16 protein-coding genes are annotated in these 13,090 nt (G+C 57.8%); 13 read left to right on the forward strand and 3 right to left on the reverse strand.

Annotated elements, in window-relative coordinates:
* Positions 1–46 precede the first annotated feature (46 nt).
* The 4 genes from AC1D2P_RS28475 to AC1D2P_RS28490 all read left to right on the forward strand — a co-directional run bounded on the left by AC1D2P_RS28475 (position 47) and on the right by AC1D2P_RS28490 (position 3,045).
* Positions 47–928 carry a glycoside hydrolase domain-containing protein gene (locus AC1D2P_RS28475; protein ID WP_477757485.1) on the forward strand — a complete coding sequence of 294 codons (882 nt, stop codon included), beginning with the start codon at positions 47–49 and terminating at the stop codon, positions 926–928.
* Between the two features lie 33 nt (positions 929–961).
* Positions 962–1,099: a hypothetical protein gene (locus AC1D2P_RS28480; protein WP_258668011.1), complete on the forward strand. Its 138-nt coding sequence runs from the start codon at positions 962–964 to the stop codon at positions 1,097–1,099.
* A gap of 252 nt (positions 1,100–1,351) precedes the next feature.
* The gene (locus AC1D2P_RS28485) at positions 1,352–2,068 is read left to right on the forward strand and encodes a hypothetical protein (RefSeq protein ID WP_223524613.1); all 717 of its coding nucleotides are present in this window, start codon (positions 1,352–1,354) and stop codon (positions 2,066–2,068) included.
* A 47-nt stretch (positions 2,069–2,115) separates the two neighbouring features.
* Positions 2,116–3,045 (forward strand): hypothetical protein, encoded by a 930-nt coding sequence (locus AC1D2P_RS28490; protein WP_223524610.1) that lies wholly within the window; start codon positions 2,116–2,118, stop codon positions 3,043–3,045.
* Between the two features lie 112 nt (positions 3,046–3,157).
* On the opposite strand, the gene AC1D2P_RS28495 is transcribed toward AC1D2P_RS28490, so the two are convergent.
* Positions 3,158–3,826 (reverse strand): ATPase, encoded by a 669-nt coding sequence (locus AC1D2P_RS28495; RefSeq protein ID WP_258668009.1) that lies wholly within the window; start codon positions 3,824–3,826, stop codon positions 3,158–3,160.
* Positions 3,827–4,062: 236 nt separating this feature from the next.
* On the opposite strand from AC1D2P_RS28495, the gene AC1D2P_RS28500 reads away from it, so the two are divergent.
* From AC1D2P_RS28500 to AC1D2P_RS28510, 3 genes are all read left to right on the forward strand, one after another.
* On the forward strand, positions 4,063–4,539 hold the full coding sequence (locus AC1D2P_RS28500; protein ID WP_258668008.1) for a DUF2059 domain-containing protein: 477 nt from the start codon (positions 4,063–4,065) through the stop codon (positions 4,537–4,539).
* Positions 4,540–4,646: 107 nt separating this feature from the next.
* Positions 4,647–5,555 (forward strand): alpha/beta fold hydrolase, encoded by a 909-nt coding sequence (locus AC1D2P_RS28505; RefSeq protein WP_477811702.1) that lies wholly within the window; start codon positions 4,647–4,649, stop codon positions 5,553–5,555.
* Between the two features lie 256 nt (positions 5,556–5,811).
* The gene (locus AC1D2P_RS28510; protein WP_477757484.1) at positions 5,812–6,552 is read left to right on the forward strand and encodes a hypothetical protein; all 741 of its coding nucleotides are present in this window, start codon (positions 5,812–5,814) and stop codon (positions 6,550–6,552) included.
* Between the two features lie 38 nt (positions 6,553–6,590).
* Here the strand turns inward: AC1D2P_RS28510 and AC1D2P_RS28515 are convergent, their stop codons facing one another.
* Together AC1D2P_RS28515 and AC1D2P_RS28520 are read right to left on the reverse strand one after the other, a co-directional pair.
* Entirely contained in the window at positions 6,591–7,394 is an 804-nt protein-coding gene (locus AC1D2P_RS28515) for a hypothetical protein (RefSeq protein WP_477757483.1), read from the reverse strand.
* 145 nt (positions 7,395–7,539) lie between these two features.
* Positions 7,540–7,650, reverse strand: a complete 111-nt coding sequence (locus tag AC1D2P_RS28520; RefSeq protein WP_256577239.1) for a CstA-like transporter-associated (seleno)protein — start codon at positions 7,648–7,650, stop codon at positions 7,540–7,542.
* Between the two features lie 327 nt (positions 7,651–7,977).
* On the opposite strand from AC1D2P_RS28520, the gene AC1D2P_RS28525 reads away from it, so the two are divergent.
* From AC1D2P_RS28525 to argE, 6 genes are all read left to right on the forward strand, one after another.
* Complete coding sequence (locus AC1D2P_RS28525; RefSeq protein WP_046027686.1) at positions 7,978–8,583, forward strand: SCO family protein; 606 nt, start codon at positions 7,978–7,980, stop codon at positions 8,581–8,583.
* The gene (locus tag AC1D2P_RS28530) at positions 8,583–9,056 is read left to right on the forward strand and encodes a copper chaperone PCu(A)C (protein ID WP_477757482.1); all 474 of its coding nucleotides are present in this window, start codon (positions 8,583–8,585) and stop codon (positions 9,054–9,056) included. The genes AC1D2P_RS28525 and AC1D2P_RS28530 overlap by 1 nt, the downstream gene beginning before the upstream one ends.
* A gap of 164 nt (positions 9,057–9,220) precedes the next feature.
* Positions 9,221–10,567 (forward strand): flavin-containing monooxygenase, encoded by a 1,347-nt coding sequence (locus AC1D2P_RS28535; protein WP_411740754.1) that lies wholly within the window; start codon positions 9,221–9,223, stop codon positions 10,565–10,567.
* Between the two features lie 21 nt (positions 10,568–10,588).
* Positions 10,589–11,005, forward strand: a complete 417-nt coding sequence (locus AC1D2P_RS28540) for a RidA family protein (RefSeq protein WP_046027689.1) — start codon at positions 10,589–10,591, stop codon at positions 11,003–11,005.
* Positions 11,006–11,157: 152 nt separating this feature from the next.
* Complete coding sequence (locus AC1D2P_RS28545) at positions 11,158–11,835, forward strand: DUF1028 domain-containing protein (protein WP_109784603.1); 678 nt, start codon at positions 11,158–11,160, stop codon at positions 11,833–11,835.
* Complete coding sequence (gene argE, locus AC1D2P_RS28550) at positions 11,832–12,980, forward strand: acetylornithine deacetylase (protein WP_258668004.1); 1,149 nt, start codon at positions 11,832–11,834, stop codon at positions 12,978–12,980. The genes AC1D2P_RS28545 and argE overlap by 4 nt, the downstream gene beginning before the upstream one ends.
* The last annotated feature ends 110 nt before the right edge of the window (positions 12,981–13,090 follow it).

Consider the following 13,090-nt stretch of genomic DNA (forward strand, 5'->3'; position numbering starts at 1 on the left):
GCTCACGCAGTTGGCAAAGTGCGCTCCCCCTGAAAGGAAACTTATCATGCTCATTATCGACACCCCCTACAACACCACGACAAAACTCCGTTGCCTGTCGAAAGAAAACGTAAAAACTGTTATCCGTTATTACAACTTCAGCAACTCAAAAACGTTTCCAGACAAATGCTTGACGCTTATAGAGGCGCAGTCCATTTGCGCGCAAGGCATGAACATCGCCGTGGTGTTTCAACAACGACAGGACAATGCCGCCGATTTCTCGGAAATCAAAGGCTATGAGGCGGGACGCAGAGCCTACCGATACGCCCTCAACGACATCGGGCAACCCGAGGGATCGGGGATCTATTTCTCTGTCGACTTCGATGCCAGCACCAACGAAATCACCAGCGACATCATTCCTTATTTCCAAGGGGTGCAGCGGGCGTTCAACGAGATCTCCGGTGCTCAGCCAGCCTATCGGGTGGGTATCTATGGCTCTGGCGCAACGGCCAATGCGCTGACAAAAAACGGCCTGTGTTCACTGGTATGGCTGGCCATGTCGTCCGGATTTCGCGGGACCAAAGACGCAATAAAAAACGGCACCTATCACATCGAGCAAAAAGCCCCATCGGCAAAATTGTGCGGCCTGGACCTCGACTACAACCTCATCAATCCCCAGCACGCCAACGATTTCGGGGCTTTCGTTCTACCGGTCGAAACCTCGGTGATCGCGACATCCCATGCCGCCGCTACCCACGAAGTGATATCGCGCACCAGCCTCAGGCTGCGCGGTGGCCCTGGTACCGAGTACAGCGTGGTGAGCAGCTTGAAGCCCGGCCAGTTGGTTACCGCGAAACCGGTCAATACCGAATGGTCGAGTATTGATCTTCAGGGTGACGGGTTGATTGACGGGTTTGCGGCGTCAGCGTTTTTGAAAGAGTTGAATTGATTACCGGGCTGTTTCAATCGAGCAGGAGGCACCATGGCCCTTGAACGCGGTGAAACGCAGTTGATCCCAGGCGTACACAACACAATTTCCTCGGCCGAAACCGTCGTTGGGCGCCCGCTCACCCCGGTCAGCGTTTCTGGGGTGGCGCAGCGTAGTTCGCGGCGTGATTGAGCGATCAGGATTTGCAATTGTCAGTGATAGTTGAAACGCCTACCGGGCCACTAGGCCCGGTAGACATGGGTCCCCCCTTAAGTCCAGAAGCAACTACTCGGACGACCGCTGAATTATCTCAAAACGAAACATTCAATATTATCTAATAATCTAATCACAGTTGGCCGACAGATTTAACAAAGTCTACGCTGTACTTCCAACAGCAACTGGCAATAGCGACTTAAATAGAAAATCAACACAGGGAAATTAAGCATGGGAATTTTCCCAGCGGGAATAATCTCCACTATAAAAAATTGCGCCTATCAAGCGGACAAACTTGCACGCTCTGACTTGATTGCCAACCACATCACGACCGAAAACGATTACACCTCTAATTTCACCAGTTTTTTCCGACACAGTATTAACGCATTAAAAATTTTCGGTTTAAGTTCACGCATCCAACAACTTCACCCCCCGCATGAGCGAAAATTCGGCGCCGATGGGTGCATCATTTTCCACAACATCACCAATCACACCATGAAGGTTGGTATTTTTGAAGCCAAGTGGCCCCGGCTGAGCACTCATAAAGACTGCTGGGATTCAATTCAAACCACGAAGAACACATCACACTTTCACGACCAGCTTCGTCGGCAAGCAACAAAAGCAAATGTGTGGGCCATTTGGGAAATGTTTTATTGTGAGTTCCCGTTTAGAGGACAACCCGCCTTTATGCCGCCAGAAGGGTCAGCGTGTGTTTGGCATTCGCCAGCTTACGCAGCTTCTAACAAAAGGCCCAATCCAGCGATTGCCTGGCGGGATAGCGATCTGGAGCAATTGCTCAAAAACCATCCGATGACGATATCTGAAGTTATTACCGATATCTGTGAATGCCACGAAGGAGTGGAGTTACCCGCCACAGGTTTCGACGAACTGTTCCAGGGTGCTATCACCCCTGAAGAAGTGCTGATAGTTGAATATTTTGCTTCATGACCACAGACCACCATCGTCCCTCTTCAAAGCAATTTTAGGACTTTGATATGAACCTTCCAGAACCTGACTTAGTGGCGATTCTGCAAGCTGGATATTGGGGCCCCACCGCTGAAGACAGCTCGGATTTTTATGGTGAACAAATCCCTGCTCAATGGGTCAAGCAATGGGTTGAGCAATATGACCCGCACAAAATCGAGTCCACGGCAGGCCTCGGCGCATTGACCCTGATTACCGCAGCTGCGGCGTGGGGAGTGACCCCAGGGGGCCTGCTCCCGGAGGATCCGGAGGGAAAGCAGTGGAAGGGTGCACAAAGAGGCAATGATGGAAAACACCTGATGAGCTATGCAGTGGGGGGTGTGGGTGTCGACCATACAGACAGCGCTCAACTCAAGCGCTTGTTCGACTTTATTAAACTAAATCATCCAACGCTGGCCCCCAAGGCAGACCAATTTTTCAATCTGCGCGGGATCAACTTCGACAATATCCGGGCTAGAGGTGGAGTCTGTTCTACGCCACGCTCGGAAATCACCCTCGATCTTGACGCAAAACCGTTCGCTCACGACATCTATGGCGGCGGTAGCAGCTACTGCGGTGCACACATGAACGGCGCAACGACGCTGGAAGACTGGCAGATTTTCCGGCATTGGATACGCGCAGCCTTACGCCAGAAAGATGTTCAGAGTTTTATCATCAATCAATGGCTGACGAACGTCTGGGTGCCTTCCTACCAAGCGGTTTTGGCGGCAGGAGGTTCTGTAGAAGAAGCGATGATCAATAGCCGCATTAGAAACTCGAGCCCAGTCACCGCAAAGTGTGCAATTGACAAGGCAAACCAGGTCGCTGACGGCAAACGAATCGAAACCCAACTAAAGGCCTACACAGACCCTGATTGCAAGGGGAAAGCGCGCCATAGCGAGCGTTTCGGCGTGATGAAGAGACCCATGGTGCTCTACCGGCATTTTCGCCAGCAACCCTAATGAACTCAGCGATAACCCGCACATCGACTCACAAGTTTGAGATTGCACGGTAGCCCCGGCAATTGAATTGAATTCAATAACCGTGCTGAAGCTGAGCATCGGGAGGCCAGGTTCAGTTACTCGCCACCTGCGCCACAGTGCCCGCAGTCACCAGCGCTTTAAGCGAAGCATCAAACTGCTTCAGCGCATTCACTTGCAGCTCAGTCTGCCGGTCAATCTGCGCTGCAATCTCCGGGGCCGCTTTGCCATGCACCCAGACCGAAGGCATTTGCTGAGCGCGTGAACCTTCGGCCTTGCCGATGTACTGCAGGTTCGCATCGTAGAACTTGGCCATGAACCGCGCTTCAACCTGATTGTTGCGCTTGGACACCAGGCGGCTGTAGGTGTCCAGCATCACCACCACGTCGGGGCGTGCCTGCACCAGCGCATCGAGGTTGTCGTAGACCGTCACCGAGCCGAACTCTTTTTGCAGCGAGCCCATCAGCCAGTTGATCGCAAGCTGCGGGTCGGAACTGTTGACGAAGGCGTTGCTGATGCGCGAATCCAGTTGAGGGTTTTTCGCACCGTTCACCGCCACCGCATGGTACTGCTCAAGGTATTGGAGGGTGTTGAGGGTGTTTTCACTGTAGAGCACGCCCACGGTCTGGGCATGTTGCAGATGGGTTGTACTGTCGGCGACCGGCGGCAAATGGCACGACTGGTCAGCCGCGTAAGCCGGCACGGTGGTGGCGACGCTGCCGGTGAATACGGCGATAAAGGCCAGCAAGGTAGACATTTTCATCGCTCAGGTTCCTTCAAAGGCGAGTTCGGTATGCAGCTATCCTCCTCCCTTGGCGAAAAAACAGAACTTGCATTCCTTGATGGTGATTATTGATTAAACGAATGGTTGGGCAACGGGCCTGAATCGGACCTGGCGTGCGAAACCTCTCAATAGGAAAACGCTGCCCGTCGCAAAGCGCGGCTTTCGGTCTACGCTGTTCTGACGTCCCTTTTCTCTATCATTCATGGAGCACAAACTTGAACTGGACTGCTTCTGCCGCTATCGCCTTGACCCTATTGTTCTCACTCTCAAGCCCTGCCTTCGCTGATACGCCCGCCCTGAATGAAGCACGCGCACTTGTCGCCAAGGCACACATGGGCAGTAATCTCCCGGCCATTGCCATGTCGACGGCGCAGGGAACGGTGTCCTACTCGATGATTGCCGAGAAGCTCGGCAGTGCCGACGCCGACCGTATCGTTTCCGAGGAAATCACCGCATTGCTGCCCAAGTACCAGCCAAAATGGGACGAGAACCTGGCACAGGCCTATGAAAAGTCATTCTCTGAAGAAGAACTGGCTTCGCTCGTCGCGGACGGTCCGACCTCACAATACGTCGAAAAAGTAAAAGCACAGAATGCCATCGTCGGCAACGAGATGCGCTCGACTTCAGAGCCGATTGTGAGCGAACTGGTGACCGAAGCACTGAAAGAGACCATGGAAAAACGTGTCCAGTAACGGACAGCAAATCTGTCTTTGAAAAGCCGTCTACGCTGCTGCAATCGGTATCCCGCTCAGGCTGGGGGGGTACGCGACATTCCACGCGTACGTTGGGAGACACCGTTATGTTGCGCACCCTGCTGACCACTGCCTTACTGCTTGCGCTGAGCCTCCCGGCGCAGGCTGGGGTGACGCCGTTCCCTGCGGCGTTCCAGACAAAAGACATCAGCGTCGAAGGCGTCAAGATCCATGTGCGCGTCGRCGGCAAGGGGCCTGCCGTGGTGATGCTGCACGGCTTTGGCGACACCGGTGACATGTGGGCGCCACTGGCGGCGAATCTGGCCAAGGACCACACGGTCGTGGTGCCGGACCTTCGAGGCTTGGGGTTGTCGTCGATACCGGAAAGCGGCTACGACAAAAAGACCCAGGCCGGTGACATCCGCGGGGTATTGGCGGCACTGGGGATCGAGCATTCGGTGGTCATCGGCCACGACATTGGCACGATGGTCGCCTTCGCCTACGCCTCGCGTTATCCGCAGCTGACTGATCGCCTGGTCGTCATGGACGCGCCGGTACCCGGCATTCCACCCTGGAACGATATCGTGCGTTCGCCGATGCTATGGCACTTCGACTTCGGCGGACCGGACGCCGAACGCCTGGTGGCAGGCCGGGAACGCATCTACCTGGACCGGTTCTGGAACGAGTTCGCAGGCGACCGCAGCAAAGTCGATGAAGCCACCCGCCAACATTACGCCAAGCTCTATGCCCGCCCCGGCGTCATGCACGCGGCCTTCGCTCAGTTCCGCAGCATTCGCCAGGACGCGGCGGACAACGAAGCGTCGATGAAGACGCGGTTGAGCATGCCAGTGCTGGCCATCGGTGGTGAAAAATCCTTCGGAGCCAATGAAGCGATCGTCATGCGCAATGCGGCGGACAACGTGACCGAAGTGGTGATACCGGGGGCCGGTCACTGGCTGATGGAAGAAGCGCCGGCAGCGACTATTCAGGCGATTCGCGATTTCATTGCACAGTGATGCCATTCGACAGGGACGAGTGATTGGCAATGCAGTTCCACGGCGAGGCGGTCAAATGATCGCCACGCTGTTTCATGGCTTGATACAACCCCGTTACGCCAGCTGTTACCTGCCGGTCCGAATCAGTGTTGATGACCACTGCGACTGTAACGCCAAGACACTTCGCCGCCCTTTTCTGCCCGCCTACAGTGAAGCCGTCAATGTGCTAACAGGGCCATTGATTGCCCAACACATCACTCCAAGGAATAGGGAAATCATGAGTAAATCCACTGCGGTAAGTGCCCATCAAAAACAGCTGCATGATGACGTGCAGGCGGCCGTCAAATCGATCATGGCCGCACCAGCGGCCTTGAAAACCTCCGACTACAGCAAGGTCCTGACCTCAACCCTGGCGGCCACGCAAAAGTCGGTGAAGATCCAGATCGCGTCCGGCGACCTGACCACGCTGAAACAGTCCGGCTACAAACTGTGCTTTGCCAAGAAAGTCGGCACCGAAGCGTACAACGTGGTCTGGCAGTCCTATGTCGCCTACTTGAGTAACAGCACCTTCAGCTGGACCCCGCAATATCAGCTGTTCGGTTCCAACTCGTTCCAGGCCAACGTGCAAGTGGATGTCTCGACCAACATCGTCAACATCGGCCTGGGTCAACAGTCAGTGCTTGATACTTCCGGCCTGCTTGGCTCGGCGACGACCGGCGGCCCTGACACATCGATTACCCTGATCAATAACTACGGCGCGATCCACCCAGGCATCAGCCAATTGTCCACCGGCATCGATGGCAAGCAGGTCAGCACGCCAATCTACGTGGCGTCCAATCAGATCGTCACCGGCTCCACGGTGTTGACCCCGGTCGAAACCATATTGGTCTGGTTCGAACAGAACGTGCAGACCAGCACCATGTTCAGTACCTCGCGCTCTCAATCCGTCGAAATAGACCTGACCTTCGACAACAGTGCCACCCGCCTCTACTCCGGCGGCAGCTGGACCGTCGTGTAACACGGCATCCGGGGCGACCTTGCGGTTGCCCCGCTTTCTCAAGCGTCACCGTCGCCCCGGGCGAAATACCCGGTCAATGACTGGCAGATAGACTCCGCCAAATCTTCCTGAGTGGCGATGCCGTAAGGTCGATTGCGATCAAACTGCTCTGACCAGCGAATCCGCCCCTGCGCAATATCGATCAGGCGCACCGAAGCCCGGACCCGGGTCGATTCAACTCGCACGCTGCCCTCCAGTGAATAACTGCCGCGCCCGGCCCGCACCAGGTCCGGGGCTTTGACGCGGTTGCGCGCGACCTTCATCAATACGTGGTTGCCTAGGCTTTGCGTCTGCTCGAATGACTCGAACAGCTTACAGCTCAACTCTTCGCACAAGCCCCGGGCGAAGTCATCGCCGTCGCGGGTGATGCAGGTGAATGGCTGAATCTGCAAGACCGGATGGCGAGTCGCGATCCCTTTGGGCCTGAGCCGCTGGTAAGCCAGCCGATAACACCCGGCCGGTATGCTCAGGCGTATCGCGTCTTGTTGGCCGGTGGTGGCGTAATGGGTGGTGAGCTTGCGTCGCAACCGCCCCACTTGCACGCGCACCACCGGATCATCGCCCGTGCAGTAAATCGCCGGATCACGGCGAAACACCGCCAGGCCGATGGCGTGCTCGGTGAGCGCAATGTTCGGACATTGAAGGTCATGATCGACCAGAAAGCGCAGCAGACTGCCCATTCGCCGGGACTTGGAAAACACCGGGCTGGCCAATAGCTGCGCCAATACCCGCTCCATTTCTTCACGATCAAGTGGTCCGGGGACACCCTCGGCACTTGAATTGCCAACGTGCTTGATCACCATTGCCTGCCTCCGTGCAGGTTATCGACAATCACTCGTCGTACTCCATGGCCACGCGCAACGCCCGCCCTGAAGTGGCTCGGGCGCTGCAATGTCGAAGCTTAGCAGCCGTAGAATATTGTGCTGAGCGCAACGCTCACAGAGGCATTCAGCAGCAACGCGTCGTGCATTGCTTGCCGCCGTAGCGAGCCTCCTGACGCTCGCGAATAAACATCGAATGGCTCATGACCGGCTGATCTTGTAGCAGCTGCCGTAACACCGACTTTGTAGCAGCTGCCGAGCCCGCGAGGCTGCGTTCGGCTGCGCAGCAGTTGTGAGATCAAAAAATGCGGTGTGTCAGGCCCTCCTTGTACTCAGGGTTTACGACTGCTGCGCAGCCGAACGCAGCCTCGCGGGCTCGGCAGCTGCTACGGGATCGCGTTATGGCCACTGATCCGCATTTTTCTGCAGACTCTGCCGCTGTACTGGTACCAGCGCTGGTCCGACAATGAGCAACGCACCGCAACAGTTTGTTAATATCCACCCGCTTTTTTCGTCTGATTTATCAGCCGCCACAGATTTCACGTCGCTACACAGGATTTTCCCCATGAGTACGTTGTATACCCGTCGCACTGTCCTGCGCGGCATGAGCCTGCTGAGCCTCGGCCTGTTGGCCGGCTGCGATGACAGCAGCAAGCTGTCGTACAAGTACGGCAAGGACCTCAGCGACAAGATCATGGGCCGTACCTTCAAGCTCAAGGACGCCGACGGCGAAACGAAGATGCTGACCAGCTATCGCGGCATGATGCCGATGGTTTTCTTCGGCTTCACCCAATGCCCGGCGGTGTGCCCGACCACCCTGGCCCGCGCCGCCCAAGCGAAAAAACTGATGGGCCGCGATGGCGAAAAGCTGCAAGTGATCTTCATCACCCTGGACCCCGAGCGCGACACGCCACAGATGCTCGACAAATACGTCAAATCGTTCGACCCGACGTTCGAAGCGCTGCACGGCACGCTGGAAGAAACCGCCGCCACCGCGAAGGAATTCGGCGTGTTCTTCGAAAAAGTCCCGAACGGTGACAGCTACACTCTCTCCCACACCGCGACCAGTTACGTCTTCGACTCCCGGGGCAATCTGCGCCTGGGCCTGTCCGCATCCCTTACCGCCCAAGAGTGCGCAGAAGACCTGCTCACCGTCATGGAGGTCTGCTAATGACTTCAACCCCCTTCAAGCGCATCAAACAACTGGCCCTGGGCCTGTCCCTGATCGGCCTGGCCTTTCAGGTGTCGGCTCAAACCCAGGTCCAGGACGCCTGGGTTCGCGCGACCGTGGCCGACCAACCGTCGACCGGCGCCTTCATGACCCTGCAAGCCGACAGCGACAGCACCCTGCTGAGCGTTCAGTCCCCGGCGGCAAAAACGGTACAGATTCACCAAATGAGCATGGAAGACGATGTGATGAGCATGCGTCAGGTCGACTCCGTGCCGCTGCCGGCCGGCAAGCCCGTGAACTTCGACCCGCATGGCTACCACGTAATGCTGATTGACCTGACGGCTCAAGTTAAAGAAGGCGATAAAGTGCCGCTGACCCTGACCGTGAAAAATGCCAAGGGCGAGCAGGAAACCATCGAAGTACAAGCCCAAGCCCGGGCACTCGGCACGATGGACCACAGCAAGATGCATTAAGGCGTTGGGCGTGATGCCCTGACCGTGCAACACCCTCCCTCCAGACCCGCCACCCAGGCGGGTCTAAACGTTCTGCCTCAGTTATTTATACTCAAATGCCAGCTTAATAATATTTTACCGATACAGGGGTGATCCCTAGTCTTGAGCCCAAGAGATGGCAGGCCATAAGCGACCTGAATCCCACTTCGAAGGGTAGAGAGATGACCACAGAAAAAACAAAAACAGACACGCTGATCGTTGGCGCCGGTCAGGCTGGCGTGGCCATGAGTGAACACCTGAGCAAACTTGGCGTGCCGCACCTGGTGCTGGAGCGCAACCGTATTGCCGAGCGCTGGCGCACCGGGCGTTGGGATTCGCTGGTGGCCAATGGTCCGGCCTGGCACGACCGTTTTCCCGGCCTGGAATTCGACGACCTCAGCCCGGACGGCTTTGCCCCCAAAGAGCGCGTGGCGGACTACTTCGAAGCCTATGCGAAAAAATTCAACGCACCGGTACGCACTGGCGTCGACGTGCTCAAAGTCGAGCGCAATGTCGGCCGTCCGGGCTTCACCATCGAAACCTCCGAAGGCGTGATCGAGGCCAACCGTGTGGTAGCCGCCACCGGGCCGTTCCAGACGCCAGTAATCCCGCCTATCGCGCCTAAAGATCAACCGTTCTTGCAGATCCACTCGGCCGACTACCGCAATCCCGGTCAACTGCCGGAAGGCGCTGTGCTGGTGGTTGGCGCCGGCTCGTCAGGGGTGCAGATCGCCGATGAATTGCAGCGCTCCGGCAAACAGGTTTACCTCTCGGTCGGTGCGCACGACCGCCCGCCTCGCGCCTACCGCAACCGCGATTTCTGCTGGTGGCTGGGTGTGTTGGGTGAATGGGATCAGGCCGCGATGAAACCCGGTCGCGAACACGTGACCATCGCGGTCAGCGGTGCACATGGCGGCAAGACGGTCGACTTCCGGGGGCTCGCCCATCGCGGCATGACCCTTGTCGGTCTGACCCAATCGTTCAACGGCAGTGTGGCGACGTTTCAACCGAACCTGGCCGAGAACCTGGCGCGCGGTGATGAAAACTACCTGGCGCTGCTCAATGCCGCCGACGCCTACATCGAAAGCAATGGTCTGGACCTGCCGGAAGAACCTGAAGCGCGCATGACCTTCCCGGATCCGGAATGCGTGAAGAATCCGATTCTTGAACTCGATCTGGCCAAGGCCGGCATCAACTCAATCATCTGGGCCACCGGTTTTGCCACCGATTACAGCTGGCTGAAGGTCAACGCCTTCGACGACAAGGGCAAGCCAGCGCACCAGCGCGGTGTGTCGAGTGAGCCGGGGGTGTATTTCCTCGGGCTGCCATGGCAGTCGCGTCGCGGTTCTTCGTTCATCTGGGGGGTGTGGCACGACGCCAAGTACGTGGCCGATCACATCGCCATCCAGCGTTCGTACCTCGACTACCACGATACGGCGCAGCGTCAGGCTGAAAGCGTGCCGGTCGCTCACAAAACCACGGTCAGTGCTTGATTTTTTATTCAGGAGTTTCAGATGTCCACGCCAACCCATACCCGAATTCGCATGTTCAACACCAAGGAAACCTACCCGAACCAGAGCCTGGACAACGATTTGTGCCAGGCCGTGCGGGCCGGGAATACCGTTTATGTTCGCGGCCAGGTCGGGACTGATTTCGAAGGCAACCTGGTCGGTCTGGGCGACCCGCGCGCGCAGGCCGAGCAAGCGATGCGCAACGTCAAACAGTTGCTGGAAGAGGCCGGCAGCGATCTCAGCCACATCGTGAAAACCACGACGTACCTGATTGATCCGCGCTATCGCGAGCCGGTTTATCAGGAAGTGGGCAAGTGGCTCAAGGGCGTGTTTCCAATTTCGACCGGGCTGGTGGTATCAGCGCTGGGGCAGCCGCAGTGGTTGATGGAGATTGATGTGATTGCGGTGATTCCTGAATAAACCGGGTCGCCACCATCGCAGGCAAGCCAGCTCCCACAGGTTAGTCGTCGTACGCAAATCTGTGGCCACTGAAGATCCCTGTGGGAGCGGGCTTGCCCGCGATGGCGTCCGCCCAGACACCTTATTCGCCAGGCTAAACAAGGAGCACAACCATGACCTTCTCCATCGCCGCCCGTTGCCCTGAAACCGGCCAGTTCGGCATTGCGATCAGTTCCTCCAGCATCGCCGTCGGCGCCCGTTGCCCGTGGCTGCTTCCGGGTGTCGGCGCGGTCTCCACGCAAAACATCACCCTGCCCTCGCTCGGCCCGGAAACCCTCGCGCTCATGGAGCAAGGCCTCGCGCCTGCCGAGGCGCTGGACAAAGTCCTGACCCGCAACGGCTACAGCCAATACCGGCAAATCACCGCCATTGACCACCTGGGCCAGACCGCGCATTTCAGCGGTGCACAAACCCTGGGTAACCACAATGCCGTGTCCGGCGAACAATGCGTGGCGGCCGGCAACATGCTGGCGGATCGCTCAGTGATCGAAGCCATGGTCCACGCGTTCGAGCACGGGGAAGGTCAACTGGCCGACCGCTTGCTGGCCGCCATGAAAGCCGCCATCGCGGCTGGCGGTGAAGCCGGGCCGGTGCATTCGGCGGCATTGGTGGTGGTCGGTGAACTGACCTGGCCGATCATCAACCTGCGGGTGGATTGGGCGGACGAAAACCCGATCTGCCAGTTGGAAAAACTCTGGGACGCCTACCGTCCACAAGTCCAGGACTACATCGACCGCGCCCTCGCCCCTGACAAATCCCCCGGTTACGGCGTCGCCGGAGACGACCGATGAGCCACAGCCTCGATTTGCTGAAAACGCTGGTGGCGTTCGACACCACCAGCCGCGAATCCAACCTGCACCTGATCGAGTTCGTTGGCGACTACCTCGAAAGCTTCGATGTGCCGTGCGAACTGATCTACAACGAGCAGCGCAGCAAGGCCAATCTGTTCGCCACCCTCGGCCCGGCGCATCTGCCGGGCATCGTGCTGTCGGGACACACCGACGTGGTGCCCGTCGACGGCCAGCCGTGGACCGTTTCGCCGTTCGAACTCACCGAGCGCGACGGCAAACTCTACGGTCGCGGCACGGCGGACATGAAAGGCTACATCGCCTGCGTGCTCGCCCTGGTGCCGTCGCTGGTGAAGGCCACGTTGCGCCGGCCGGTGCACATTGCGCTGTCCTACGATGAAGAGGTTGGCTGCCTCGGCGTGCGCTCGCTGCTGACGGAACTGCAACAGCGTCCGGTCAAACCAATGCTGTGCATCATCGGTGAACCGACCGAACTGAAACCGGTGCTCGGGCATAAAGGCAAACTGGCGATGCGCTGCGATGTTCACGGCCAAGCGTGCCATTCCGCCTACGCGCCGCAGGGGGTCAATGCGATTGAATACGCCGCTGAATTGATCGGTGAGCTGGGACGCATCGGTCACCGACTGAAGGCGCCGGAGCTTCACGATGCGCGGTTCGATCCGCCGTTCAGCACCGTGCAAACCGGCGTGATTTCTGGTGGCAAGGCATTGAACATCGTCCCCGCCGATTGCCGTTTTGATTTTGAGATTCGCGCATTGCCTTCGCATGATCCCAGCGAGGTTGCGCAGGAGCTCAAGGCCTATGCCGAGCAACAAGTGTTGCCGCGCATGCGTGCCGTGAGTGAACAGAGTGAGATCCGCTTCAGCGAGTTGTCGGCGTATCCCGGTTTGGTGACGGATGCGCACAGTGAAGCAGCGGAATTGATTGCTTTATTTTCGGGCTCAAGAGCGTTCGGCACCGTGGCATTCGGCACCGAGGGCGGCCTGTTCGACGCTGCCGGAATTCCCACCGTCGTCTGCGGCCCCGGCAGCATGGATCAGGGCCACAAACCCGACGAATTCGTCAGCCTCGAACAGCTCAACGCTTGCGATGCCATGCTGCAACGGATGCTGCTATCGATCAGCTAATCCGCCCCCTACACATCCCCCTGTAGCAGCTGGCGAAGCCTGCGTCCGGCTGCGTAGCAGTCGTAAAATCTGACGGCTCGGTGCATCGGGAAAGACCGCGTGCGCAGGGT

This window comes from Pseudomonas sp. P1_F1_2, assembly GCF_056405815.1.